Below are 24,837 nucleotides of genomic sequence, written 5' to 3' on the forward strand. Positions count from 1 at the left end.
AGGGATGCGTCGGTTCTATACGGCCCGCCGTGCGTGGCAGGCGGGCCATGCTTCAGGCTGCCTTGGCCGGTTTGGCGGACAGTCCGAAGTCTTCGGGGAATTCATTCAGCGCGGACAGCACCGGATAAGGCGTCATGCCGCCCATCGCGCAGAGCGACCCTGCCAGCATCGTGTCGCACAGGTCGCGCACCAGCGCCACGTGCTTGACCGGCTCGTCGCCGGCGATGATGCGGTCGATCACCTCGACGCCGCGCGTGGAGCCGATCCGGCATGGCGTGCACTTGCCGCACGATTCGATCGCGCAGAAATGCATCGCGTAGCGCGCCATCTTCGCCATGTCGACGGTTTCGTCGAACACCACGATGCCACCATGGCCGACCACGGCGCCGAACGCGGCATACGCTTCGTAGTCGATCGGCGTATCGAAACGCGCCTCGGGCAGATACGCGCCGAGCGGCCCGCCCACCTGGACCGCACGAATCGCCCGGCCGCTGCGCGTGCCGCCGCCGAAATCGATCATCAACTGGCGCAGCGTGATGCCGAACGCCTTTTCCACGAGTCCACCCTGGCGGATATTGCCAGCCAGCTGGAACGGCAGCGTGCCGCGCGACCTGCCCATGCCGTAGTTCTGGTAGAACGCCGCGCCGCGCGCCAGGATCACCGGCACGGTGGCCAGCGAGATCACGTTGTTGATCACCGTGGGCTGCCCGAACAGCCCCTTGAGCGCGGGCAGCGGCGGCTTGGCGCGCACCACGCCGCGCTTGCCTTCAAGGCTTTCCAGCAGCGCCGTTTCCTCGCCGCACACATAGGCGCCGGCGCCCTTGCGCACCTCAAGCCGGAAGCGCCTGCCGCTGCCGCGAATGTTGTCGCCAAGCCAGCCGGCCTGCGTCGCGATCTCGATGGCCGCTTCGGTCGCGGCAATCGCGTGCGGATATTCGGAGCGCGTGTAGATGTAGCCGGCCTCGGCGCCGACGGCCAGACCCGCGATCGTCATGCCTTCGATCAGCATGAACGGATCGTCTTCCATCACCATGCGATCGGAGAACGTGCCGGAGTCGCCTTCGTCGGCGTTGCAGACGATGTACTTGACCGGCGCCTGCGCCGCCAGCACGGTCTTCCACTTGATGCCGGTCGGGAACGCCGCGCCGCCGCGGCCGCGCAGGCCTGAATCGAGCACCTCCTGCACGATCTGCGCGGGCGTCATCGACAGTGCGCGCGTCAGGCCGGCAAAGCCCTCGTGCGCGATGTAGTCGTCGAGCGACAACGGATCGGTGATGCCCACGCGCGCAAACGTCAGGCGTTCCTGGTTCTTCAGGAACGGCATCTCGTCGGTCGGCCCATGCGCCAGCGGATGCGCGCCGCCGGCGAGGAAATCCGCGTCGAACAGTGCGGCGACATCGTCCTCGGTCACCGGGCCGTAGGCCACGCGCCCGGCGTCGGTGCGCACTTCCACCAGCGGCTCCAGCCAGAACATCCCGCGCGAGCCGTTGCGGACGATGCGCACGTCGTCGCCACGTCGCGCCGCTTCGCGCGCAATGGCCTGCGCCACTTCGTCGGCGCCCAGGGCCAGCGCCGTGGAATCGCGCGGTACGAAAATCGTGGTGGTCATGCGCGCACCTCCGCGTCGTCCCGCAGGGCGTCGATCAGCTTGTCGAAGCGTTGCGCATCGACGCGCGCGTAGAGTTTCTCGCCAATCGTCATGGCCGGCCCGGTGGCGCACTGCCCCAGGCAGTAGACCGGTTCCAGCGTGAACTGGCCGTCCGGCGTGGTCTCGTGGAAATCGCAGCGCAGCGCCTTGCAGGCGTGCGCGGCCAGCGCCTCCGCGCCCACCGACTGGCACGCCTCGGCGCGGCAGATCTGCACCACATGGCGGCCCGCGGGCTGCTGGCGAAAATGGTGATAGAAGGTGATCACGCCATGCACTTCGGCGCGCGACAGGTTCAGCGCACGGGCGATGGCCGGTACCGCATCGTCGGGAACGAATCCGTGGCGATCCTGGATCTCGTGCAGGATCGGCAGCAAGGCGCCAGGCATGTCGCGCTTGGCCGCAACGATGCGCGCAATGGCGTCGGCTCCTTCATTGCCGGCCGACGCCGTGGGGGTGGCGAATTGTGGCATTGGCTTTGTCTCCGTATTCTTTATCGGCACCCGCCGCAATACCGGCTTTTTTGTACATATTCGGGAACACCACAACGGGCTTTCTGGGCGCTTTGTGCGACTATAGGTTCGTGATTGACGCCGTTCAATATGCTATTTTCCGCATATGCTTCGCATTTCGATCCTCCCGCACCTGCAGATCCGCGACGACAGCGCGCCGACACCCGCGCCAGCGCTGGATGTGTCGCGTCTGGTGGCGCTGCTGGCGCATATCGAATCGACCGGAAACATCGCGCAGTCGGCCGAAGCGATGGCGTTGTCATATCGCTACGCATGGGGCATCCTACGCGACGCCGAAACACTGTTCGGCGGTGCGTTGATCGCCAAGACCCGTGGCCGCGGATCGACGCTCACGCCGCTGGCGCAGCAACTGGTGTGGGCCAGCAAGCGCATTGCGGCCCGGCTGTCACCGACATTGGACAGTCTGGCGTCCGAACTGGAAATCGAACTGAAGAAGCTGATGGCGGCCAGCGACCCGGCCGTGCGCATCCACGCCAGCCATGGTTTTGCGGTGGCCGCGCTGCGCGATTTTCTCGATGAGCAAAAAATCCGCCACGACGTGAAGTACTGCGGCAGCCTTGAGGCCGCCGCGGCGCTGGCCGAAGGGGCGTGCGACGTGGCGGGATTCCATGTGCCGATCGGCGAATTCGAGCAAGAAACGCTGCGCCGCTTCACGCGCTGGCTGCGTCCCGACACCCATTGCCTGATCCACCTGGCCACGCGGCAACAGGGTCTGTTCGTGCGGCCCGGCAATCCGCTGGGCGTGAACACGCTGGACGACTTGGCGCGCGCCGACGTGCGGTTCGTCAACCGCCAGCTTGGTTCCGGCACGCGCCTGCTGCTTGACCTGATGCTGGCGCGACGCGGCATCGACGCCAACACCATCGAAGGCTTCAGCAACGGCGAGTTCACGCACGCGGCGGTGGCCGCCTATATCGGCAGCGGCATGGCCGACGTTGGCTTTGGCGTGGAAACCGCCGCGCGGCGCTTCGGCCTGGAATTCGTCCCCGTGCTGCAGGAGCGCTACTTCTTCGCGCTCGAAAAACGCGCGCTGCAAAGCCCCGCGCTGGTCGGCGCGGTCGCCGCGATGAACGACAGCCGCTACCGCGAACGTGTCAACGCGCTACCGGGCTACAACGGCGAACTGACCGGCACCGTGATGACGTTCGAAGAGGCGTTTCCGGGCGTCAGCCTGTGATGGCGCCATGACTGGCGCGCTGGACGGAAAGGCCCGCCTCAGCGGGCCTCCAACGTAACGGCATCCCGATCAGTACGCCACCACCGACAGCGTTACCCCGGCAGGCACGCGCACCTTGTCGCTGTACACGCCGTTGGCGGGCGTGCGCGGCGCGATGAAGCTGGCCCAGCCCTGCAGCATGGACGGCGCGGTGGCTGGCAGTTTGCGCAGCGTGGTGAACGACGTGGCCGACGGGTCGATCAACGGCAGCGTGAACGTGCCGTCGGTCCATGCCGGGTAGCCGTAACGCTCCGGTGACGTGGCCAGCGGCATCGTGCTGTTGGTCGTGATGCGCCAGTTCACCAGCGCGTCGTTGAACTTCCAGCCGGCGCCGGTGATTGCTGCATCGAGCACCTGCCTGGACCCGGACACCTTGCGCGTCAGCAGGTCGCGATAGAAGTCGATGCCGAGTTGTCGATTGAGGAAGCCGCCGAAGCTGCCGGACACCGCATAGCTTTCGCACGTGGCGCCAAAGCCCGTGAACTGCATCAGGTTGCAGTTGTAGTCGCTGTAGCGGTAGTAGTCGGGCAGGCGGACATCGCGGATCGGGTTGTAGCCGGTGGCGATGATGCCGCTCAGGAAGTCCTCCATCTGCATCGCGGTCATTTCTTCGAGCCACGTGTCATACGCATACTCGGCGCCCATCTTCACCTGACGGCGATAGAAGTTCTGCATGTGCGTGCCCTCATGCGCCATCGTGGTCTTGATCGCGCGCAGGCCGTCGGGACCGCCGAGCGACAGCGTTTCGCTATCCAGATAGAGCGAGATCGATTCGTTGCTGTTGGGCTCGCGCGTCTTCAGCATGTTGTGCAGGCCCCAGAAATAGCCGACCGTGCCATACGCCTTGCCATCGCGGTTGAAGTTGAGCACCACGATGTCGATCGGCATGCCGGCGGGCAGCATCGACGCGCCAAAATCGTTGGCGCCCCACAGCGCACCGCCCACGCCGACCAGCCGGTCATAGACCATGCCGCCGCCGGCAAAGGCCGCGGCCAGTTCGGACACCATGGTGTCGGTGACAGCGGCCGCTTCGGTAGTTTCGACCCAGATGTTGATCACCGTGCCATCGCTGGCCGACACCTGCTGGCGCAGTGTGGCCGGCCGCGACGTGCCATCGATGTGATACCAGCTGCGGCTGGCGCCGGGACCAAGGCCCGTGGTGCCGATACTTGCCGCCAGCGGCGCCGGCACGCCGAGCGTGGTCAGCATCGGATTGGAACTGGCGCGCGTGGCATCGACCCATCCGGCGCGGTTGTATTCGCCGATTGCGCGTTGCGCGGCCTCTTCGGTAGACGCGACGCTCAGCGCCTGCGGCGACACCATTTCCGCGACAACGCTGGACGAAATGCCCGCCGGCATGGTCACCGCGGCGTCGCCGAGATTCGACAGCATGATCGAAACCGTCTTGCCCGCCAGGCCGGAAATCGAATATTGCACATCGATGGCGCTGCCGGTCGTATTGGCCTTGCCCCAGACGCCGGCCTGGCTGCCCGCGTAGGTGCTGCCGGTGGCCGCACCGCAGCCGGTGCAGGCCAGATCGAGGCCGGAAACCAGCAGCGGATCGGTCGATGGATTGGTGTTCGGGGTGTTGGCGACCGCCGGCTGCGCGGGCGTTCCGCCGTCGCCTCCGCCGCCACAGGCGGCCAACGCCAGTGCGGCAATGACCGTCAGCCCGGCAAGACCGGACAACCGGGTGGAGAAGCGAAAGCGTGCTTCGGCACGCGCATTCATGCGACGCATCTTGGAACTCCGTAATCTGGACGTTCTCCAGCAGCAGCGGCGCAGCCGTAGCCTGCAACGCTCTGGAGGGGGGGTCTTCCAATAACGACGCATAACCGGGCAGATTTAGGGTGGCGGTTCATCAGCCGCCCGTGCGGTGCCGGCCATATTGGGCGCTGACGCGAGTTCAATCCGTCGTATACGCACACTGGCTGGCGCAGGCTTGCGCCGCGAGCAATAGCAAAAGCCCCGCCACGACCGTGTGTCGTGCGCGGGGCGACCAGAGCAAGCGGATCGACGAATCGATAAATCGACAGCGCAGCGGTGGCGAGGCCGCAGGTCTGGCGAACGATCGGTCGAACAGATCGGCGAACGGGTCCACCAGGCCGCTAGTAGATCTCGGGGATCACCATGCTGTCCGGCACCGGCTGGCGGGTGTAGTCGGCGTGGCGCTCGCGCTCAGGCAGCACGATGGTGGGCTGCGACGGCTCCACGTACGGCATCTGCTGCAGCAGATGATGAATGCAGTTCAGGCGCGCGCGCTTCTTGTCGACGGCCTGCACCACCCACCATGGCGCCTCGGCAATATGCGTGCGTTCCAGCATGATTTCCTTGGCGCGCGTGTAGTCTTCCCAGCGGCGGCGCGACTCCAGATCCATCGGGCTCAGCTTCCATTGCTTGAGCGGATCGTGGATGCGGCTCAGGAAGCGCAGATGCTGCTCTTCGTCGGTGATCGAGAACCAATACTTGATGACCTGGATGCCCGAGCGCACCAGCATGCGCTCGAACTCGGGCACCGAGCGGAAGAATTCCTCGTACTGGTCGTCGGTGCAAAAGCCCATCACGCGCTCGACACCGGCGCGGTTGTACCAGCTGCGGTCGAACAGCACCATTTCGCCGGCCGCAGGCAGATGCGAGACGTAGCGCTGGAAATACCACTGGGTGCGTTCGCGGTCATTGGGCGCCGGCAGCGCCGCCACGCGGCATACGCGCGGGTTCAGACGCTGCGTGATGCGCTTGATCACACCGCCCTTGCCTGCCGCATCGCGGCCTTCGAACAGGATCACCACCTTGTGCCCGGTGGCCACCACCCAGCTCTGCAGCTTCACCAATTCGCCCTGCAGGCGAAACAGTTCGCGGAAATAGAGATGACGCTCGGCGCGCTCGGCCTCATCGCCGTTGAGATTGCTGTTGTCGCCCGGGCCGCCCGCCTCGCCCGACAGCACGCGCTGGACCAGCGCGGGATCGCGGTCCTCGAGCTCCAGTTCCAGCTCTTCGTCGTAGTAGTCCGCGACTTCGCGGTGAATGCGCCGGATCAGCGCCTCGTCGTTGTAGTCCATCGCTTTCCTCCATCGCCCATGTCCCGTTCGGGGCACGCCATCGTACGCAGGCAGCATGACGGTTCGATGAACTGTCATAGAGGCACGCCGCGTCACACCGCGCGCCGCGCTTTACCCCTGCTGCTTGCGGAACGCCCAGCGCCCCGCGAGCACGGTGAAGCTGGCCACCAGCACCACCAATACCCAGAATCCATGTGGATGATCGGCCAGCGGAATGCCGCCGACATTCATCCCGAAAAAGCCCGCCACGATGTTGATCGGCAGCGCCAGCACGGTGACCAGCGTCAGCGTGAACAGCGTGCGGTTGGTCTGTTCGTTCAGCTTGGCCGCTATTTCTTCCTGCAGCAACTTGATCCGTTCCACCAGCGCGGCCAGGTCGTTGAGCACGAGCGAGAATTCCTCGGTCGATTCGCGCAGTTCCTGCAGATCGCTTTCCTGCAACCATGTCGGCGGACGATTCAGCAACCGGAACAGCGCGCCCGGCTCCGGCGCCAGCAATCGCTGCAGGCGAACCAGCCCGCGACGCATCGCGCCGAGATCGGACCGGTTCGATTGCAGACGCTGCGACAGCAGTTGATCCTCGATCTGATCCACATTGACGCCGGTTTCACGCACGATCTGCACCAGCACGTCGGCCTGGTCGCGCAGCAGATGCACCACGAGGTCGAGCGGCGAGCGAAAGGGCTCGTTGCGACGCACCGCGGCGCGCAGCCGGTCGACCGAGCGCAGCGGGCGGGCACGCGCCGTCACAAGGAGCCGATGGTCGGCATGCGCCCAGAGCGTGGAAATATCGGTCGATGTCACGCCGAAGTTGTAAATCACGTCATTGACCACCGCCAGCAGCGCCGCGTCCTGACGTTCGATGCGCGTCGAATGCGAGCCCTGGCGCAGCGCCTCGAAGAAGTCCTCGGGCAACCCGAGCTGCGCGCGCATCCAGCGCTCGCACGCGCTGTGCGACAGGTTGAAGTGCAGCCAGATAAACGGACCTTCGCGCCCCGGCGCATCGGCGCTCGACGGCGTGGCGTGCGCGGCCAGCCACGCGGCGGCGCCATGAGAGTCGATCTCGCGCGCGGGCTTGCCGGGTTCGAACAGATAGCCGCTGACCAGACCGACTGGGTCGGAACCATAGCCGGCGTCGACGATGCCCGAATGCATGAAAACTCCTGTGACCTGTGCCTCGCGCGACGTTATCACGGCGGCGTGACGATCGGCGCGATGCACCAGCGGACATACCCGGCCCGCTTCGTCCCACTTCGGCGCGCGCGGGCCGGGCGCAGAGTCGATCAGCGCGTGATCACCGCGCGGCGGCCAGCTTGCGGTAGAACGCGGCGCGGCTGATGCCGACGCGTGCGGCGGCCTCCGCGACGCGTCCGCCGCACGCTTCCAGCGCCTGCGTGAGGAACGCGGTCTCAAAGCGGGCCATCGCTTCGGCATAGTTTTGCGTGGCGGGCCAGGTCGCCGCGGCGGGCATTGCGGAGGCTTGCGCCAGGACGGCCGGGGCGACGGCGGCAGCGTGCGCCGAATCGGCCCCGTCCGCATCGGCAGCCACCCCGGACACGGCTGGCGGCGGCGCTGGCGCATCGGCCGGCGCATGACCCGGCGCCGAAGCGCGACGCGTGCCCAGCAGCGGCGCCAGCGCGGCGGCGTCGACGCTGTCCTCGTCGCACAGCATGACCACGCGCTCCAGCACGTTGCGCAGTTCGCGCACGTTGCCCGGCCAGTCATAGTCGCGCAGCAGCTTCAGCGCGTCGTCGCGCAGGCCGAGCGGATGCCGTTCGGCCTTGATGCTCAACTCCTCGATGATGGCGTAGACCATCGGCAGCAGATCGTCGCGCCGCTCGCGCAGCGGCGGTAATTCGATCGTCAGCACATTGAGCCGGTAATAGAGATCCGCGCGGAAACGCCCCGCCGCCACCAGCGCGGGCAGGTCGGCCGATGTGGCGGCGATGATGCGCACGTCGCTGCGCACGATGCGGTTCGATCCCAGCGGTTCGAATTCGCGGTCCTGCAACGCACGCAGCAGCTTGCTCTGCAGGGCCAACGGCATCTCGCCGATCTCGTCGAGGAACAGCGTGCCGCCATCTGCCAGTTCGAACTTGCCCACGCGCCCTTTGCGGTCGACGCCGGTATAGGCGCCCGGCGCAGCGCCAAAGAACTCGACTTCAAGCAGGGTGTCGGGAATCGCCGCCACGTTGACCGTGACCAGCGGCTGCTCGGCGCGCGCGGAGCCGGCGTGAATGCCATGCGCCAGCAGTTCCTTGCCGGTGCCGGTTTCGCCCAGCAGCAGCACCGGCGATTCGACCAGCGCCGCCCGCCGCGCCTGGCGCTTCACCTCCTGCGCGGCCGGCGTGGTGCCGACGAAACTCGCGAAGGTGTACTTGGCGCGCCGCACCTGATCGAGCGATTTGCGCGCCGCGGCCAGTTCGGCCTGCACGCGCGAGTAATGGGCGAAGATCGGCGTCAGCGCCTTGAGCTCGTCGAACAGCGCAAACCCCACCGCGCCGATGGTGCGGCCGGCGTCGTCCTTGATCGGCAGGCGCGTGACGATCATCGGCTCGCGGTCGGTTTCCAGCAGGTCCAGCAGGATCGGCTTGCCCGAGGTCACCACCTCGCGCATCAGGCTGTTTGGGATCACCTGCTCGCAGTCGAGCCCGATCGCCGCCTGCGGGTCGGTAAAGCCGAAGCGCGCGGCGTAGCGCTTGTTGATCCACACCACGCGCGCGTGCTCGTCGACCACGAACGTGCCTTCACTGAAATTTTCGAAGGTGCGGAACAGCGTTTCCATGGCGCGGCGCGCCACATCGTCGTAGTCGAACAGCAGCGCGCCGCCTGGTTCGGCGATCTTTTGCATCGAGTGTCTCCGTTTTGTCTCATTCTGTAGATGCGGAGTGTCTCATATTCGAGACGTGACGGCGACGTGGGCGGGTGCTGTGTCTCACACACGAGACACGATGGTTTATAGTCGGAGTTTTGCGTCTTACCCGCAACTTTCCGGCGTGGCATGGAGACTGCTAACAGAGCGATCCCCTGTCACATGCATCAGGGACCCTTTGCATCCGCGCGGCGCTGCCGGCGGACTGCAATCCAAGAACAAGCAATGGAGACCCCATGTCATTTGTCGTAGTGCTCGCCGCGTTGGCGTTCCTGATGTTTGCCGCCTATCGCGGCTACAGCGTGATCCTGTTCGCGCCGCTCGCCGCGCTGGGCGCGGTATTGCTGACCGATCCTTCCGCCGTGGCCCCGGTGTTTACCGGCATCTTCATGGAGAAGATGGTTGGCTTCGTGAAGCTGTATTTCCCGGTGTTCATGCTTGGTGCGGTATTCGGCAAGGTCATCGAGCTGTCGGGCTTTTCGGAATCGATCGTGGCCGCGGCGATCCGCTATATCGGCCGCTCGCGCGCCAATGCCGTGATCGTGGCGGTGTGCGCGCTGCTGACCTACGGCGGCGTGTCGCTGTTCGTGGTGGTGTTCGCGGTCTATCCGTTTGCCGCCGAACTCTATCGCCAAAGCAATATTCCCAAGCGGCTGATGCCGGGCGCCATCGCGCTGGGCGCGTTCTCGTTCACGATGGATTCGCTGCCGGGCACGCCGCAGATCCAGAACATCATTCCCACCACGTTCTTCAAGACCACGTCGTGGGCCGCGCCGGCGCTGGGCGTGGCGGGATCGCTGTTCATCATCGTGGTGGGGCTGTCGTATCTGGAATGGCGGCGTCGCGCGGCTGCCGCGCGCGGCGAAGGCTACGGCACCAACCTGATCAACGAGCCGCAACGCGTGGAAGGCGGCAAGCTGCCGCCGCCGCTGCTGGCCATCCTGCCGCTGATCGTGGTGGGCGTGGCCAACTTCTGGCTCACGCGCATGATTCCGCTGTGGTACGGCCAATCCAATAGCGTGTCGCTGCCGGGCCTGCCCAAGCCGGTGGAAACCAAGATCGCCAGCGTGACCGCGATCTGGGCCGTGGAGGGCGCGCTGCTGCTGGGCATCGTGATCGTGCTGGTCACCGCATTCGGCGCCGTGCGCCAGCGCTTTGCGGAGGGTACCAAGAGCGCCGTGTCCGGCGCGCTGCTGGCATCGATGAATACCGCTTCCGAATACGGCTTCGGCGGCGTGATCGCCGCGCTGCCCGGCTTCCTGGTGGTCAGCGACGCGCTGCGCAGCATTCCGAATCCGCTGGTCAACGCGGCGGTTTCCGTCAGCACGCTGGCCGGCATCACCGGGTCGGCGTCGGGCGGCATGAGCATCGCGCTGGCCGCAATGTCGGACGTCTTCATCCAGGGCGCGCAGGCCGCGCAGATTCCGCTCGAAGTGCTGCACCGCGTGGTGTCGATGGCCAGCGGCGGCATGGACACCCTCCCGCATAACGGCGCGGTCATCACGCTACTGGCCGTCACGGGCCTGACGCACCGTGAGTCGTATCGCGACATCTTTGCCATCACGGTAATCAAGACGCTGGCCGTGTTCTTTGTGATCGCGGTGTTCTACACCACGGGTCTCGTCTAACGTTTGCCGGAGTTTTTCATGGTCAATCTGCAAGGCAAGACCGCACTGGTCACCGGATCCACCAGCGGCATCGGCCTCGGCATCGCGCAGGCGCTGGGGCAAGCTGGCGCCAATATCGTGCTGAACGGTTTTGGCGATGTCGACGCTGCGCTCGTGACGATCCGCGCCACCGGCGCGCAGGCGCTGCATCACGCCGCCGACATGCGGCATGGCGACGAGATCGAAGCGATGATGACGATGGCGCGCGAGCGCTTCGGCGGCGTCGACATCCTGGTCAATAACGCGGGCATCCAGCATGTGGCGCCGGTAGAGGATTTTCCCGTCGACAAGTGGGACGACATCCTCGCGATCAATCTCACCTCGAGCTTTCACACCACGCGCCTCGCGCTGCCGGGCATGCGCGCCAGCAACTGGGGCCGCATCGTCAACATCGCGTCGGTGCACGGGCTGGTCGGCTCGGCTGGCAAAGCCGCGTACGTGGCCGCCAAGCACGGGCTGGTGGGCCTGACCAAGGTGACGGCGCTGGAAACGGCCGCCACGGGCGTGACCTGCAACGCCATCTGCCCGGGCTTCGTGCTCACGCCGCTGGTAGCCGCGCAGATCGATGCCATCGCCAAGCGCGACGCCATCACCCGCGAGGCGGCGCAGGCGCGGCTGCTGTCGGACAAGCAGCCGTCGGGCCAGTTCGTCACGCCCGAACAGCTCGGCAATCTGGTGCTGATGCTGTGCTCGCCCTTTGGCGATCAGGTGCGCGGCGCGGCGTGGGCCATGGACGGCGGCTGGACCGCGCAATAACGCGCGACGATGGCGCCATCGTCGCGCCATCGAGCACAACAGACCTGGCGGCGCGACGGCCGGTCACGGTCCGGCGGATGCGCTGGGACTGGCCGCAACCGATGCCGCGCGTGGCAGTGTGAACTGGAACACCGCGCCCGATGGATGATTCCGCGCGGCGCGCAACTCTCCCCCGTGGGCTTCGATGATCGCGCGGCAGATCGACAACCCCATGCCCATCCCCTCGCCTTTGGTGGTGTAGAACGCTTCAAAAAGCCGTTCCGCGTCTTGCGGAGAAAATCCGGGCCCCGCATCGCGCACTGCGACGGTCACGCCATCGGACGCGGACGACGTTGACGACAACGACGAGGATTCGATCCACAGTTCGCGCGGCTGCGCCACCACGTCCTTCATGGCCTCGATGCCGTTCATCACCAGGTTCAGGATTACCTGCTGCAGTTGCACCTTGTCGCCCGCCACATCGGGCAACGCGTCATGCAGCGCAAGATGAAGCGCGATATCGTGGCGCGCCAGCTCGCCGGCAATCAGCGTGACCGTATCGCGGATCACCGCATTGATGGACAACGGCGCCACCACCACATCGGCTTTCCTCAGCATCGCGCGCATGCCGGCGATCACGGACGTGGCGCGCTCCCCGGCGGCCACGATCTCGTGCAGTGACGACTCCACCTCGCGCAAGTCGGGCTCCGGTCGTTTCAGCCAGCGCAGGGCCGCGTTGGCGTTGATGGCCATGGCGGCGAGCGGCTGACTGACTTCATGCGCGATCGACGCCGTGAGCGTGGTCAGCGTCATCACGCGCGACACGTGCGCAAGTTCGGCCCCGGCCTGGCGCAACGCTTCGTCGGCGCGCTGGCTTTCGCGATAGAGGCGGCTGTTTTCCAGCGCGGTGGCGGCTTGCGATGCGAGGAATTTCAGCACTTCGGTGCGGGCCGGCACGAACAGCCGCGTCGCCAGATCGTTCTCCAGGTACAGCGCGCCGATCAGCTTGGCCTGATTCAGAAGCGGCAGGCACAGGATCGATCGCGCGCGCCGCTGGCGCAGATAGGGATCGGTGGAATAAGGACGCTGCGCAACGGCGTCGTCCAGCACGATATGTTCGGCCGCGCGCAGCACATGGTGGATCACCGAGACCGGCAGGTCATGCTCGGACAGCGCGCAGTTGCGCAGTTGCACGGCGATGGCATTGCCCTGGATGGTCGCTTCCGCCGCAACGTGACGATCGGTCTTGTCCTGCAGGATCAGCACGCCGCGCGATGCGCCGGCCTGCTCCATCGCCGTGCGCATCAGGATCTCGATCAGCCTGTCGAGACGAATTTCCCCGGACACGGCCTGGGATATCGCAATCACCGTAGCAAGGTCGAGCAGCTGCAACGGCGTGTCGATGGTACCGGCCGATGACGCCGCGCGCTCTGCCCGCAGCAAACCCGCATACTGCGCATCGAGTTGCCAGACCTTGCCAAGCGCGCCCCAATGCAGGTAGCCCGCGCGCGCGTCTTGCAGATAGCTGCGCGCCACGCGCTCCATGCCCCGGCCCAGGTAGAAGCGTCCGGCCAGTTCGGCGGCAAGGGCCTGCACATGCGGCAGGTCGTTGTCGCGCGCAGAGGCGATCGCCAGATCGTACTCGCGCATCGCGTCGATATCGCGCCGTTCGATCCGCGCGATTTCCGCCGCCACCAGCGCCGCGCGATTGCCGAACGTCGACGGACAATTTCCAGCCCATTCCTCCAGTTGGCGACGATGTGCCGCCAGCGCGTGCAGATGGTAGGTCAGATCGCCTTCGCAAGCCTGCTCGCAACTGGCCGCGCGGGCCAGCGCGGCAAAGAACTGATACTCCGCCTGTTCGAAATACGACGGCGAGGTCCATAGCAGCACGTTGGCGCGTTCGGCCGCCTGCAAGGCGGCGGCGTGGTCGCCCGCCAGATAGCGCGCCTGCAGCTTCCTGATCCAGTACCAGCACGCCGCAAGCGACAGGCCGACATCGCCGGCGACGCGCTGCTCGAAGGCCGCCTCGTCGAAGCTGTCGTCGTCGAAGCTGCCGAAGCTCGGCGTGAGCCCACGCAGCGTGCGGATCAGCTGCAACTGCGGCGCAATGCGGTCCGCCACGAGTCCGTACCGCGCGCCCCAAGACCGCACGTTTCCGGCCTCCACCTCGCCCTGCAACTGGTCGAGCGGGTCGCCTCCGGCCAGCGATTGCGTGACCACGTTGCTGTAGATATACGACGCGTAGGTGAAATCGCGCAGCTTCTCTGTGACATCGAGCGCGCGGCGCAAGACACTGCGCGCGTTGCGAATCGGCTGCGTCCAGTGCAGAACGTTGCCGCCGACGATCTGGTAGACGCGTGCCCGGAAGCGATCGAGGCCGCGCTGTTCCGCCAGCTCCATGGCCATCCGGCCAAAGCGCAGGCCTTCGTCGTACGTGCCGCCCTGCGCGGACAGGATCATGCTCAGCCACGCATAGCCGACGCACGACGCATCGGCGTTGCCGTAGTCGAGGCTCATGTTGACCATGCGCAGAATCACCATCGCGCGGAGGTTGTCGTCGGTGTACCAGGCGGGCTGCATCAACGCGCTCAACACGCCCATCGTGCCGCACGCCTGTGCGTCCGACATCGGTGGCAAGCTGCCCAACGCTTCGATGGGCCGGGTGCCAAGCTGCTGCCACATCCGCGTGCGTTCGCGCCGCACATCGTCCGCGCCGGGCCGGGCGGTCCAGTCGATGCCGGTGCGCCGCAGATATGCAAGCCCCACCTCCACGGCCTGCTGCCGCTGGCCGCCCGTCAGCAGCAGTTCGAGCTGCAACTGCGTGACCTTCGCCAGCGCCGGCAGACTCTCGGCACGCTGCACCAATGCGCGCAGGCGCTGTTGCGCGAGGTCCGACTGGCCGGTCATGAATTCGCATTCGGCGCGGCCGAAATCGATCGCGAACGCCAACGCTTGCTGGCTTTCGGCAGCGACGGGCGGTAGCAGCGCCGCAGCCGCGATCAGGTAATCGAGCGCGATGGCGTAGGCCGATACGCCTTTGGCTTGCTGGCCCGCCAGCAGGTTCAGCTCGGCAAGGCGCTCGCGCTCTGCGGCGGCGTCGATCAGGTCGACCGCGCGGTTGAGCTGCCCGACAACGGCGAAGATATTGGGCGCCAGCTCGGACGGCGGCGTTTTCCCGGCCAGGCGCCATCCGATGGCCAGATGCATGTGCAGACGCGCATCCTCGGGAATCAGCGCATACGCCGCTTCGCGGATCTTGTCGTGCCGGAAACGATAGGCGGATTCGCCGCGGATCACGAGCCCGGTGCGCGCCGCATCCCACAGTGCCGACTGCAGCGTTTCGGCTTCGCCGCGCCACGCCATCTGCAGATTGGCAAACGATGCGTCGTTGCCCAGACATGCCAGGTGCATGATCACCTGCTGCGTGGCAGGCGGCAGGCGACCCAGCTTGCCGAGCATCAGCTCGATCACGTTGTCGGTGTAATCCTTGGCCTGGATCTGCGCCAGGTCCCAGGCCCAGCGCGCGCGTCCGTGATCGAAATGCAGCAGCCCTTCCTCGGCCAGTTCGGTAATGAAGCTGATCGCAAAGAACGGATTGCCCGCGGTCTTCTCGTGCACCAGACGCGCCAGCGGCGCGCTGATCGGCGCGGCAACGTGCAGCGCGTCGGCAAGCAACTGGCTCATGCTGGCCGCATCGAGACCCTCCAGTTCGATGTTCTCCACCGCTGCGCCGCTGCGCCGGATCGACTCGGCGGTGGCTTCCCAGGCGCTGCCCGGAGCGACTTCGTTGCTGCGATAGGTGCCGACCAGCAGCAAGTGGCGGATCTCGGATTGCCTGACCAGGCGTTGCAGCAGATCGAGCGTGGCGGCGTCGAGCCATTGCAGGTTGTCCAGGAACAGCGTCAGCGGATGTGCCGGTTGCGCGAACACGCGGATCACGCCGCCAAACGCCAGCGCGATGCGGTGCGAGGCTTCCCGTTGCGGCGTTTCGCCGGGCGCCGGCAACGGGCCCAGCAACTGCTGCAGTTCAGGAATCAGCGGCAGCAGCAGCGCCGTGTACGGTCCCATCGCCAGCGCCCTGCGCCACTCGGCCAGTTCGCTTTCGTCCTTGCCCAGTAGCGAGCGGACCAGCCCGCGCACCGCGTGCGCCAGCGCGCCGAACGGGATGCGCTCGCCATGCTGATCGGCCGTCGCGGCCGCAAACATGCCGCGCCGATGCATGGTGGCGCGCTGCAATTCATGCACGATCGTGGTCTTGCCCACGCCCGAGTAGCCCGACACCAGCGCCACTTCCATGCCGCCGCCCGCGGCCACGCGGTCGAACGCCGCCACGAGCCTGCGGATCTCCCGCTCGCGGCCGTAGAGGTGTTCCGGAATCACCAGCGTGTCCGACAGGTCGTGTTCTCCGAGCGTGAACGTATCGACGTGTTGCCGCGCTTCCCATGCGTGCAGGCAGCGGCGCAGATCGGCCTCGAGGCCTGCCGCTGTCTGGTAGCGCTCTTCCGCCGGCTTGGCCAGCAGCTTCATCACCAGCGCCGAGACGACCGGCGGAATCGAGGCCAACCGATCGGCGGGCGGAACCGGCTGGCGCGCGAGATGGCTGTGCACCCAGTCCAGCGTCGTCGACGCTTGCAGCGGCAGCTCGCCGGTGAGCATCTGATAGAAGACGATGCCCAGTGCATACAGGTCGCTGCGCGTGTCGATCGACCGGTTCATGCGGCCCGTCTGCTCGGGCGCCATGTAGGCAAGCGTGCCGGCGATCTCGGTGAGGCTACTGTAGGACTGCGGTTCGCGCGGAATCGGCGAGGCGATGCCAAAGCCTAGCAGCCATGCATGCCGGTGCGAATCGGCGACCAGGATATGCGAGGGTTTGAGGTCCTTATGGATCAGGCCGCGCTGGTGCAGGCCGCCCACCGCGGCGGCAATCGCCATGGCGATCGTCAGGAACTGTCCGATGGCCATCGGACGCCCGATCAGCCCACTCAGCGGACTGCCGCCCGGGTCTTCGAGCAGCAGCACGGTATTGCCGCCCTCGCGCAGCAATTCCAGCGGCCGCGCGGCCCAACTGCCGTGCAGCGTGTCGCGCAGTCCGAACTCATGCGCCAGCCGCGTCAGCGTTGCAGGCGCGCTGTGATCGCCAGCGGGCCACACCGCCAGCGTCTGCGACACCAGCGCGTCGGCGTGAAAGCGCCGGCAACGGCCAAATATACGGTCGCCATCTTCCCAGTCGGCCTCCAGTTTGAGATCGACGTTGGCCAGCGGAAAGGACATGGATCGCATGTTGCGGTGCTGAATGGTGCCTGGAGTCAGGCTTCGGAACGATTGGGGCGCCGCCATGCTACGCGGAAACCTCTCATCGGTGACATTCCTCCCAAAATGTCGATTCAATTTATTTGAATAACTATTGCAACGATCGATCACTTTCGCCGCCGAGCCGATCGCTATAGTTCTGCACATGGACAGCGCAGCAACGCAACTAAGCCAAATCAGCGCTGCCAGACCAAACCTCAAACCAATTGAATATTTTTTACCGGAGAAATCTCATGTCGAACGCCAAACTGCAAGTCCTGACCCCGCGCAACAGCCAGCTGATCATCATCGACCACCAGCCCCAGATGGCTTTTGGCGTGCAGTCGATGGACCGCCAGACCATGAAGAACAATGTCGTGGGCCTGGCCAAGGCGGCGAAGATCTTCGACGTGCCGACCACCATCACCACCGTGGAAAGCGAATCGTTCTCCGGCTACACCTATCCCGAAATCCTCGACGTCTTTCCCGGCAAGCAGACGCTCGAACGCACTTCGATGAATTCCTGGGACGACCAGAAGGTGCGCGACGCGCTGGCCGCCAACGGTCGCAAGAAGATCGTCGTGGCCGGGCTGTGGACCGAGGTGTGCAACACGACCTTCGCGCTGTCCGCGATGCTCGAAGGCGACTACGAGATCTACATGGTGGCCGACGCCTCGGGCGGCACCACCAAGGAAGCGCACGACTACGCGATGCTGCGCATGATCCAGGCCGGCGTGGTGCCCGTGACGTGGCAGCAAGTGCTGCTGGAATGGCAGCGCGACTGGAAGAACAAGGAAACGTATGACGCGGTAACCGGCCTGGCGAAGGAACATTCGGGCGCCTACGGCATGGGCATCGACTACGCCTACACGATGGTCCACAAGGCCGCGCAGCGCACCGCCACGCCGCACCCGTCGATCGCGCCGATCCATGCGCCGGTGACCGAGTACTAAGCACGACGCACTGGACGTCGATTCATACGGCCAGCGCCGTCTGGCCAAATCCTGATATCAGCCAGCGTGCCAGGCGGCCGCCGCCACTTTCGGAAGTCGCGGCGGCCGAATACCGCTATCGCCGGGGGTTCAGCCGGTCAGGCAAGTCGACGGAACAAGCGACCTTGCCACAGCAGCCGAAGCGTCAGCACGATCAGCGCGCCGATTGCAACATTGACGAAGATGAACAGCGGCAACGCAAGACTCGCGAACAACGAACCCGGCGCAAGGGTCGCCGCGCGCATGCACGACAACCCGAGCGCGGTGATGCCGAAGCTGAAGGCCCAGAATCCCGGGGTCGCGCCGGACTTGAGAAACCACGGTGCAAGTCTGGCGAGGAACAGCAGTTGCAAGACTCCGTAGCCGAACATGGCATAGAAAGGCCAGTCCACGCTGCCTGCTGTGACCGCAAGGTATGCAGTGGCGCCAACCACCGGCGGCGCCAACTGGATGCCCAGCGTCGGCCGCAGCGCAGGTGCCAGTTCGTCGCCCAGATGCAACCGATAGGTGATGATCGACTCGAGGGCGAACCACGAGAACAGCCCTGCTCCGAAGAACAGTTTGCCCAGATCCATCCAACCGAGCGAGCTCACGGCCATCGCAGAGACAAAATTGCCGGCCACTGTGGGCAGATACATGACCGCTGTGGTGTCACCGAGCTTGCGGCCGCCACGCATCATGCCGCCACTGCGAAGCGTGGAGAAAGCCAATTGGGCGACGACACCAATTACGATCAGCGTCGTGCCCAGTGCCTCAGCAAAGCCGTGCAGCCAGACGGCCACGAGCAGCGTGGCCACCGGTACCAGCCCGATGAAGCAGCACGCAACCGGATGTCGGGCTTCGGCCAGCGCCTCGTCACGATGCGTCAGCCACTTGGCGGCGAAGGCGAGCACGAGCACCGCCCAGATGAGCGTCGTCACTGCAAACAGGATGTCGGATATGTCCGTCCCGACGCCCCACAATGTGTGCGCGACTCGCCAGCAGTTCGACAGACCGGCCATGCCGAGCACAATGCCCATCGCAGAGGCCGGAATCGAAAACCCGTTCGGCGTCTCGGCGACGGGAACCGTTGCTGCGCTGTCAGTCATGGTGTGTCCTGGAAGCAAGGTCAGCTACGCGCGAGGACAATTTTCCCCACGGTCTTGTTGCTCTCCAGCGCCGCATGCGCACGACGCAGGTTGTCGGCCGTAATGTCGCCATAGTGCTCGCCGACCGTCGTCTTGAGCACACCTTCGTCGAGCAGCGCGGCCACGCGATCCAGCAGCTTGTGCTGTTCGATCATGTCGGCCGCACGGTACATCGACCGCGTGAACATGAACTCCCAATGCAGGGAAATCGACTTGCGCTTCAACGGCATCGCGTCCAGCGTGGCAGGATCGTCGATCAATGCCAACTGGCCTTCCGGCTTGAGCAGTTCCACGATCTGCGCGTAATAGCTGTCCGTATGTGTGAGGCTGATGACGTGGTCCACCTGGTCGATGCCTGCCGCAGCCAGTTGCGGCTGCAGCGGCTGGCTGTGGTCGATCACGTGATGCGCGCCAAGATCCCCGACCCACTTCTGGGTCTTGGGTCGCGACGCCGTGCCGATCACGGTCAGCGCCGTCAGCTTGCGTGCCAACTGGATCAGGATGGAGCCGACGCCGCCGCTGGCACCGATCACCAGCAGGCTTTGTCCCTGGCCGCCGCCCTCCGGAATACGCAAGCGATCGAACAGCAATTCCCACGCGGTAATGCTCGTCAACGGCAGGGCCGCAGCATCGGCGGTCTTCAGTGACTTGGGGCAGTGGCCTGCGATCCGTTCGTCGACGAGACCGTATTCGGCGTAGCTGCCTTGTCGCGTGATGTCGCCGGCGTACCAGACCTTGTCGCCCACCTTGAACAGTTCCACCGCTGCGCCAACGGCTTCCACGGTGCCGACCGCATCCCAGCCCAGCACGCGCGGGCCACCCGGCTGCACACCGAGACGCAGCTTGCTGTCCACCGGGTTCACCGCAATCGCCTCGATCCTGACCAGCAAGTCACGCGCTTGCGGTTCCGGTCGCGGCAGTTCCATCTCGTACAGGGCACGCGGGTCTTCGATCGGCAGGCCAGCCTTGTCGTAAACAATCGCTTTCATTCTGCATGACTCCTCGATAGGGCAAAAACGCGCGCTCACGCGCCGCGCAGGAACTCTCGCACATGTGCGACGTAGGTAGACGCATACTGGAACAGCGCGCCGTGGCCAGCGTTGGGATAAATGATCAACGTGGCATTCGGCAGCCCCTCCGCAAGCACGAAGCTGTTTCGCGTGGGAATCATGGTGTCGTTGTCGCCATTGGTAACCAGCACCGGATGCGGGATCGACGCCAGCTTGTGCGCCACATCGCCCGGCCAGTTCGCCCAGGCGATCATGGCGCCAAGCTGCGCCGGCGCGACCTCGGCATTGGCCGGCAGGTCCGCTTCGCCGGTTCGCGACGCCAGACGATCCACGAAGGCTTGTGCAGCTTGCTTGCCATCGGGCGTCTCCGGGAAGAAAAGCCGCTTGAGCTTCTCGTGCATCGGCATCTCGGCATCGGTATAGATGGCAAGCAGTTCCGGACGATCCATGCCGGCGCCCTTGCCGCCTTCTGGCGCGCTGCCGGAAAGGACGATGCGTGCAACCAGCTCAGGTTTTGCGATGGCAATCTCCTGCGCCAGGAATCCGCCGAGCGAATAGCCAAGGATGTGGAACTTCGACAGCGCGATGGCGCCAACGAATTGCAGAACGTGATCCGCCATCGCTGTGATCGATGCCGGCACGGTGCCGCCGGATCTGCCAACCCCAGCGTTCTCGAACAGGATGATCTCGCGATCCGCCGATAGTGCATCGACGATGGCCGGGTCCCAGTTGTCGAGTGTGCCCGTGAAATGCTGCAGGCAAAGCAGCGGCAGCCCGCCATTAGCGTTGCCGAAGCGGCGATACGCATAGCGCACGCCAGCCGCCTCGGCGTACTGGGTGGGGGCATTCGAGGAATTCATGCGAGTCATCGTGGCATCCTTCATACGGAGGGGCCGGCGTAGGCCGGCATGACCAACACGGCACGGAACAGCACATCGGCGCGCATCATGCGGTCATATGCCGCCTGGGCCTGTTCCAGCGGGAACGTTTCGATCATGGGACGCACATCCTGCAGATTGGCGAAGGCCAATGTCTGCTCGTTGTCGAAGACGGTTCCGGTCAGTGCACCCACCACTGCACGCGCACCGAACACGAGATCCGTGGCGGGCAGCGTGATGGGATCTCCCGGAACGGCCACCACGATCAACTGACCGCGCGCCGCCATGCCCGGAACGAGCGCGGACATGCCGGCACCGGTCGGCGCCGTCGCCAACACCACCTTCGCGCCGCCCAGGCTGCGCAACACCGCCACGGCATCTTCGCTTTCAGAATCGATATAGCGATGGGCGCCGAGTTGGGCCGCCAGTTCGGCCTTGTCTGCGCCGCGCGCAATCGCCACCGTATGGAAACCCATCTTGCGGGCGAACTGCACGGCGAGGTGGCCCAGGCCGCCCAGGCCATGCACCGCGACCACATCGCCTGCCCGCGCATTCGCATTGCGCAGGGCGTTGAATGTCGTCAGGCCGGCGCACAGCAGCGGCGCCGCTTCGGCGGCATCGAGCGCATCGGGAACACGCACCAGACCGCGCGCTTCTGCCAGCATGCTTTCGGCATAGCCGCCGTTGGTCGTCATGCCCGTGATCACCGGATTCTGGCAATTCACGACATCGCCCTGGCGGCACGACGGACACGTGCGGTCTTCGCCGGCCAGAAAGCCCACCCCTACGCGCTGGCCCACTTGCCAGCCCTCGACGCCGTTACCCAGCGCCTCGATGCGGCCTACGACTTCATGGCCGGGCGTCAGTGGATGTTCCGGGTCCGCCGGTGCCCGCGCCACCGTCGCACTGTCAGAGTGGCAGACACCACAGGCTTCGACGCGAATGCGGACTTGCCCGAACCCAGGTTCCTCGATCGGCCGATCGATCATCGCCAACTTGCCGGGCGCCACGGCTACCGCAGCGCGGTAGGTTCGATTTGCGGTCATCGTGATGGCCTCACTCGAAGCGGAAGTCGGACAGATCCACGCCCACGATCAGCGGCTCGGGCATCGCGAGATTCTCTGGCGTACGCGGATAGATGCGCATGCGCGTGGGCATGCGTATGCCTTGCACCTCGACATAATCACTGAGGTAGCGGGCGGCTGCATTGCGGCCCTGGATGTCCACTTCGTAGTCATGACGGCGCAGCATGCCGTCCGCGTCGAAGTAATAGGTTTGCTCCGCGCTATGCGTCGCCACCGTATCCGGGAATCTCACACGCAGACGGCGCCAGGACAGGCCATCGACGACCCACGGCTCGATCTCGGTCGCTACCACGCCGGGATGACGCAGCACGAATGGCGACGTCAGATACGTCCACATCGTGTAGCCCGCGAAATACGCCAGTTGGGGATTCGACCAGGGGGTTTCGAGTTCGAACCCAGCGAACGAAGCGCGCGGATGATCGAGCGCTTCGACGAGCGTGCCGTCCGCTTGCCGGATCTCGACACGATCCGGCGTGAAGACGGAATGATTGGTGGTCGGTGCGAACGGCTCATGCGAGACCCGCTGCGCATGCAGGTCCACGGTCACGCGCGAATCGGTCAGCACCCCTTCGCGCTGTTTCAGATTCCACAGTATTCCGGTGTGGTGCAGGCGCGCCGAGACACGCTTGAATTGCTGGAAGCGTTCGAGGCCGCCCGCGGCATCGATGGCGAAATTGATCAGGTCAGACATGTTTTACCTTCTGCTTGGTTTGCTTTTTTGAGCGCGAGACCATTCGCTTCGAGGCTGGGCTCGAAGTTCCTGGCGCGGCGCCACTCACGCGCCGGATACCGGCGGAATTGCGCTACGCGTGGGCGTCGACAAACGCGGCGATATGTCGCGCGGATGCCTCGGGGTACTGGAGTTGTGGACCGTGGCCGGCGCGCGGAAAAGTCACCAGGTGCAAGGTCGGCAACTGATTGTTGAGCGCGTACCAGTTCTCCACCGGAAACACGATGTCGTGATCGGCGCCGAGATGCAGGACAGGGATCCGTGTGGACTTGAGCGCTTGCAGCACCGCGTCAACCGGAAAGACCGGATTCTTTGGACCGTCGCCAAGCTGCGTCGCGGCCCATTGCCACGGCACTTCCGGACTGACATCGAGCTTGCGTGCAGCGAGCCGATCGGCTGACAGCCTGGCCGCATCCACGCTCTCGGGGGAGGTTGGTTCGAAGAACAGGCTGACAAAATCATCAAAGTCGTTCTCGCGCTTTGCCAGCGTATAGAAGAGCGCCTCGCCGGGCTTGGCCAGAGTGCCCGGCGGGGTGGTGCCGATCAGCACGGTGTGGCTGACCAGTTGCGGCGCCATCGTCATCACGAGCTGTGCCGCGATGCCGCCAACCGACCAGCCGCCAATGATGACGCGGCCCAGGTCCAGCGCGGTGATCAGATCGATCGCATCACGGGCCAGCGCCGCAGGCTGATAGGTAGGGTCGCCGGTGGATTGCCCCAAGCCGCTGTAGTCGAACACCGTTACCTGGAAGCCCTGGCCCGCCAGGCTATCGAGGAACAGCGGATCCCAGGCGTCCATGGTGCCGCGGAAGCGGACACAGAGGACAATCGGCTTGCCGCTGCCGAATGTGCGATAGGCGAGACGCCGCCCCGGCACATCGACGAACCGGGTTCTGGCGTTAAGGCTTGCCGAGGCTTCGGCCATTGAAGCATTCATTTTGTCCAACCTTGCATTGACCATCGATGCGACGTGAACACGTATCCCAGACCTCATCATTGCCCTTTTCCGATCCATCGGAAACGACATTTATCGTGAGGTTTTCGGACATCGAAACCCATCCAGGAGCGTCGTGCTCACCCATCGGCAGCATCATTTCCGAGCGCTGCTTCGATATGAAAGTTAGCCGCAAAGCCAGAGCTGATAAAGCGTGGACGCCTGAACAGTACTTCCATCCAAGCCGAACAATCGTTCAGGGCAGACGTTGCGTGATCCGCTTCGACAGGTGTTTTTGCGGCCGTTTTCGGCCAACCTGCGCGGGACGGTTATGCGACAATCGCCGCGACCGTGACGCTTGCAATCACGTCTTCGCCAACGCGATTCGACAGTCTTACCAAACCCGTGAATTGAAGCATGTCCAGTAATGCCCAAAGCCAGGATGCGACTTCAGTCGTCTACATCATCGACGACGAGGAATCCACCCGCTCGTCATTGCATAACCTCCTGCGCTCCGTGGGATTCACGGTCCGTAGCTTCGACAGTACGGCGGCATTCAAGGCGTCGGAGAAGAACGCCGGACCCAGTTGCATGCTGCTCGATGTTCGCCTGCGCGGTGAAAGCGGCTTGTTCTTCCAGCAGCAGGAGAAGGCCAACCAGCAAATGCCCATCATCTTCATGACGGGATTTGCAGACGTGAGCATCTGTATCAAGGCGATGAAAGCGGGCGCCGCTGATTTTCTGCTCAAGCCGCTGGCCGAGCAGGACGTCATCGATGCCGTCACGGCCGCTCTGGCGCAGGACAAGAAGCGGCTTGAGGCCGATTACCAGCGCAGCACCCTCATCGATCTGTACGAATCCCTGACCTCGCGCGAGCGCGAGGTGCTGGCCTACGTGGTCGGCGGCGCATTGAACAAGCAGATTGCAGCCGGCATCGGCATCAGCGAGATTACCGTCAAGGTCCATCGCGGCACCGCCATGAAGAAGATGAAATCGAACTCCGTTGCCGATCTGGTGCGCAAGGCGCAGGTACTCGGCATCGAGCCGATGTCCCGCTAGCAC

At 65.0% G+C, this 24,837-nt stretch carries 18 protein-coding genes; 5 read left to right on the forward strand and 13 right to left on the reverse strand.

Going from position 1 to position 24,837, the window contains the following annotated elements:
- Positions 1-52: 52 nt before the first annotated feature.
- Together AC1RKI_RS00690 and AC1RKI_RS00695 are read right to left on the reverse strand one after the other, a co-directional pair.
- The gene (locus AC1RKI_RS00690) at positions 53-1,609 is read right to left on the reverse strand and encodes a formate dehydrogenase beta subunit (protein WP_244786800.1); all 1,557 of its coding nucleotides are present in this window, start codon (positions 1,607-1,609) and stop codon (positions 53-55) included.
- On the reverse strand, positions 1,606-2,118 hold the full coding sequence (locus AC1RKI_RS00695) for a formate dehydrogenase subunit gamma (RefSeq protein WP_492794219.1): 513 nt from the start codon (positions 2,116-2,118) through the stop codon (positions 1,606-1,608). Before AC1RKI_RS00695 ends, AC1RKI_RS00690 begins: the two co-directional genes overlap by 4 nt.
- Before the next feature lie 145 nt (positions 2,119-2,263).
- Between AC1RKI_RS00695 and AC1RKI_RS00700 the strand changes: the two genes are divergently transcribed.
- Positions 2,264-3,355 (forward strand): substrate-binding domain-containing protein, encoded by a 1,092-nt coding sequence (locus tag AC1RKI_RS00700; protein ID WP_492794217.1) that lies wholly within the window; start codon positions 2,264-2,266, stop codon positions 3,353-3,355.
- A gap of 69 nt (positions 3,356-3,424) precedes the next feature.
- Here the strand turns inward: AC1RKI_RS00700 and AC1RKI_RS00705 are convergent, their stop codons facing one another.
- From AC1RKI_RS00705 to AC1RKI_RS00720, 4 genes are all read right to left on the reverse strand, one after another.
- Positions 3,425-5,134, reverse strand: coding sequence for a M30 family zinc metallopeptidase (locus AC1RKI_RS00705; protein ID WP_492794215.1), 1,710 nt, complete (start codon positions 5,132-5,134; stop codon positions 3,425-3,427).
- Positions 5,135-5,502: 368 nt separating this feature from the next.
- A complete protein-coding gene (ppk2, locus tag AC1RKI_RS00710) occupies positions 5,503-6,453 on the reverse strand; it encodes a polyphosphate kinase 2 (RefSeq protein ID WP_061960021.1) in 951 nt (316 codons plus the stop codon).
- A 111-nt stretch (positions 6,454-6,564) separates the two neighbouring features.
- Positions 6,565-7,608, reverse strand: a complete 1,044-nt coding sequence (locus tag AC1RKI_RS00715; protein ID WP_061960031.1) for a transporter — start codon at positions 7,606-7,608, stop codon at positions 6,565-6,567.
- 139 nt (positions 7,609-7,747) lie between these two features.
- Positions 7,748-9,304, reverse strand: a complete 1,557-nt coding sequence (locus AC1RKI_RS00720; protein WP_492794213.1) for a sigma-54 interaction domain-containing protein — start codon at positions 9,302-9,304, stop codon at positions 7,748-7,750.
- A 257-nt stretch (positions 9,305-9,561) separates the two neighbouring features.
- Here AC1RKI_RS00720 and AC1RKI_RS00725 point away from each other — a divergent pair, with 257 nt between their 5' ends.
- Together AC1RKI_RS00725 and AC1RKI_RS00730 are read left to right on the forward strand one after the other, a co-directional pair.
- Positions 9,562-10,953: a GntP family permease gene (locus tag AC1RKI_RS00725; protein WP_061958263.1), complete on the forward strand. Its 1,392-nt coding sequence runs from the start codon at positions 9,562-9,564 to the stop codon at positions 10,951-10,953.
- 18 nt (positions 10,954-10,971) lie between these two features.
- Complete coding sequence (locus AC1RKI_RS00730) at positions 10,972-11,748, forward strand: 3-hydroxybutyrate dehydrogenase (RefSeq protein ID WP_492794211.1); 777 nt, start codon at positions 10,972-10,974, stop codon at positions 11,746-11,748.
- A gap of 63 nt (positions 11,749-11,811) precedes the next feature.
- On the opposite strand, the gene AC1RKI_RS00735 is transcribed toward AC1RKI_RS00730, so the two are convergent.
- The gene (locus AC1RKI_RS00735) at positions 11,812-17,010 is read right to left on the reverse strand and encodes a trifunctional serine/threonine-protein kinase/ATP-binding protein/sensor histidine kinase (protein ID WP_492794209.1); all 5,199 of its coding nucleotides are present in this window, start codon (positions 17,008-17,010) and stop codon (positions 11,812-11,814) included.
- Between the two features lie 263 nt (positions 17,011-17,273).
- Here AC1RKI_RS00735 and AC1RKI_RS00740 point away from each other — a divergent pair, with 263 nt between their 5' ends.
- Positions 17,274-17,972 (forward strand): hydrolase, encoded by a 699-nt coding sequence (locus AC1RKI_RS00740; RefSeq protein WP_341249546.1) that lies wholly within the window; start codon positions 17,274-17,276, stop codon positions 17,970-17,972.
- A 137-nt stretch (positions 17,973-18,109) separates the two neighbouring features.
- On the opposite strand, the gene tehA is transcribed toward AC1RKI_RS00740, so the two are convergent.
- From tehA to AC1RKI_RS00770, 6 genes are all read right to left on the reverse strand, one after another.
- Positions 18,110-19,099: a dicarboxylate transporter/tellurite-resistance protein TehA gene (gene tehA / locus AC1RKI_RS00745; protein WP_150982175.1), complete on the reverse strand. Its 990-nt coding sequence runs from the start codon at positions 19,097-19,099 to the stop codon at positions 18,110-18,112.
- 20 nt (positions 19,100-19,119) lie between these two features.
- Entirely contained in the window at positions 19,120-20,127 is a 1,008-nt protein-coding gene (locus AC1RKI_RS00750; RefSeq protein ID WP_492794206.1) for a zinc-binding alcohol dehydrogenase family protein, read from the reverse strand.
- Positions 20,128-20,162: 35 nt separating this feature from the next.
- Positions 20,163-21,008 carry an alpha/beta fold hydrolase gene (locus AC1RKI_RS00755; protein WP_223505661.1) on the reverse strand — a complete coding sequence of 282 codons (846 nt, stop codon included), beginning with the start codon at positions 21,006-21,008 and terminating at the stop codon, positions 20,163-20,165.
- Between the two features lie 20 nt (positions 21,009-21,028).
- Positions 21,029-22,072 (reverse strand): alcohol dehydrogenase catalytic domain-containing protein, encoded by a 1,044-nt coding sequence (locus AC1RKI_RS00760; RefSeq protein ID WP_492794204.1) that lies wholly within the window; start codon positions 22,070-22,072, stop codon positions 21,029-21,031.
- 10 nt (positions 22,073-22,082) lie between these two features.
- Positions 22,083-22,802 (reverse strand): hypothetical protein, encoded by a 720-nt coding sequence (locus AC1RKI_RS00765; RefSeq protein ID WP_061958269.1) that lies wholly within the window; start codon positions 22,800-22,802, stop codon positions 22,083-22,085.
- A 112-nt stretch (positions 22,803-22,914) separates the two neighbouring features.
- On the reverse strand, positions 22,915-23,868 hold the full coding sequence (locus AC1RKI_RS00770) for an alpha/beta fold hydrolase (RefSeq protein WP_492880739.1): 954 nt from the start codon (positions 23,866-23,868) through the stop codon (positions 22,915-22,917).
- Positions 23,869-24,192: 324 nt separating this feature from the next.
- Here AC1RKI_RS00770 and AC1RKI_RS00775 point away from each other — a divergent pair, with 324 nt between their 5' ends.
- Positions 24,193-24,834 (forward strand): response regulator transcription factor, encoded by a 642-nt coding sequence (locus AC1RKI_RS00775; protein ID WP_061958270.1) that lies wholly within the window; start codon positions 24,193-24,195, stop codon positions 24,832-24,834.
- Positions 24,835-24,837 lie beyond the last annotated feature (3 nt).

The organism is Cupriavidus sp. GW822-FHT06G04 (genome assembly GCF_058799075.1).

Coding starts and splice junctions, on each gene's coding strand:
- AC1RKI_RS00690 (WP_244786800.1), bottom strand. CDS start 1,609: ATGACCACCACGATTTTCGTACCGCGCGATTCCACGGCGCTGGCCCTG.
- AC1RKI_RS00695 (WP_492794219.1), bottom strand. CDS start 2,118: ATGCCACAATTCGCCACCCCCACGGCGTCGGCCGGCAATGAAGGAGCC.
- AC1RKI_RS00700 (WP_492794217.1), top strand. CDS start 2,264: ATGCTTCGCATTTCGATCCTCCCGCACCTGCAGATCCGCGACGACAGC.
- AC1RKI_RS00705 (WP_492794215.1), bottom strand. CDS start 5,134: ATGCGTCGCATGAATGCGCGTGCCGAAGCACGCTTTCGCTTCTCCACC.
- ppk2 (WP_061960021.1), bottom strand. CDS start 6,453: ATGGACTACAACGACGAGGCGCTGATCCGGCGCATTCACCGCGAAGTC.
- AC1RKI_RS00715 (WP_061960031.1), bottom strand. CDS start 7,608: ATGCATTCGGGCATCGTCGACGCCGGCTATGGTTCCGACCCAGTCGGT.
- AC1RKI_RS00720 (WP_492794213.1), bottom strand. CDS start 9,304: ATGCAAAAGATCGCCGAACCAGGCGGCGCGCTGCTGTTCGACTACGAC.
- AC1RKI_RS00725 (WP_061958263.1), top strand. CDS start 9,562: ATGTCATTTGTCGTAGTGCTCGCCGCGTTGGCGTTCCTGATGTTTGCC.
- AC1RKI_RS00730 (WP_492794211.1), top strand. CDS start 10,972: ATGGTCAATCTGCAAGGCAAGACCGCACTGGTCACCGGATCCACCAGC.
- AC1RKI_RS00735 (WP_492794209.1), bottom strand. CDS start 17,010: ATGCGATCCATGTCCTTTCCGCTGGCCAACGTCGATCTCAAACTGGAG.
- AC1RKI_RS00740 (WP_341249546.1), top strand. CDS start 17,274: ATGTCGAACGCCAAACTGCAAGTCCTGACCCCGCGCAACAGCCAGCTG.
- tehA (WP_150982175.1), bottom strand. CDS start 19,099: ATGACTGACAGCGCAGCAACGGTTCCCGTCGCCGAGACGCCGAACGGG.
- AC1RKI_RS00750 (WP_492794206.1), bottom strand. CDS start 20,127: ATGAAAGCGATTGTTTACGACAAGGCTGGCCTGCCGATCGAAGACCCG.
- AC1RKI_RS00755 (WP_223505661.1), bottom strand. CDS start 21,008: ATGAATTCCTCGAATGCCCCCACCCAGTACGCCGAGGCGGCTGGCGTG.
- AC1RKI_RS00760 (WP_492794204.1), bottom strand. CDS start 22,072: ATGACCGCAAATCGAACCTACCGCGCTGCGGTAGCCGTGGCGCCCGGC.
- AC1RKI_RS00765 (WP_061958269.1), bottom strand. CDS start 22,802: ATGTCTGACCTGATCAATTTCGCCATCGATGCCGCGGGCGGCCTCGAA.
- AC1RKI_RS00770 (WP_492880739.1), bottom strand. CDS start 23,868: ATGTCGTTTCCGATGGATCGGAAAAGGGCAATGATGAGGTCTGGGATA.
- AC1RKI_RS00775 (WP_061958270.1), top strand. CDS start 24,193: ATGTCCAGTAATGCCCAAAGCCAGGATGCGACTTCAGTCGTCTACATC.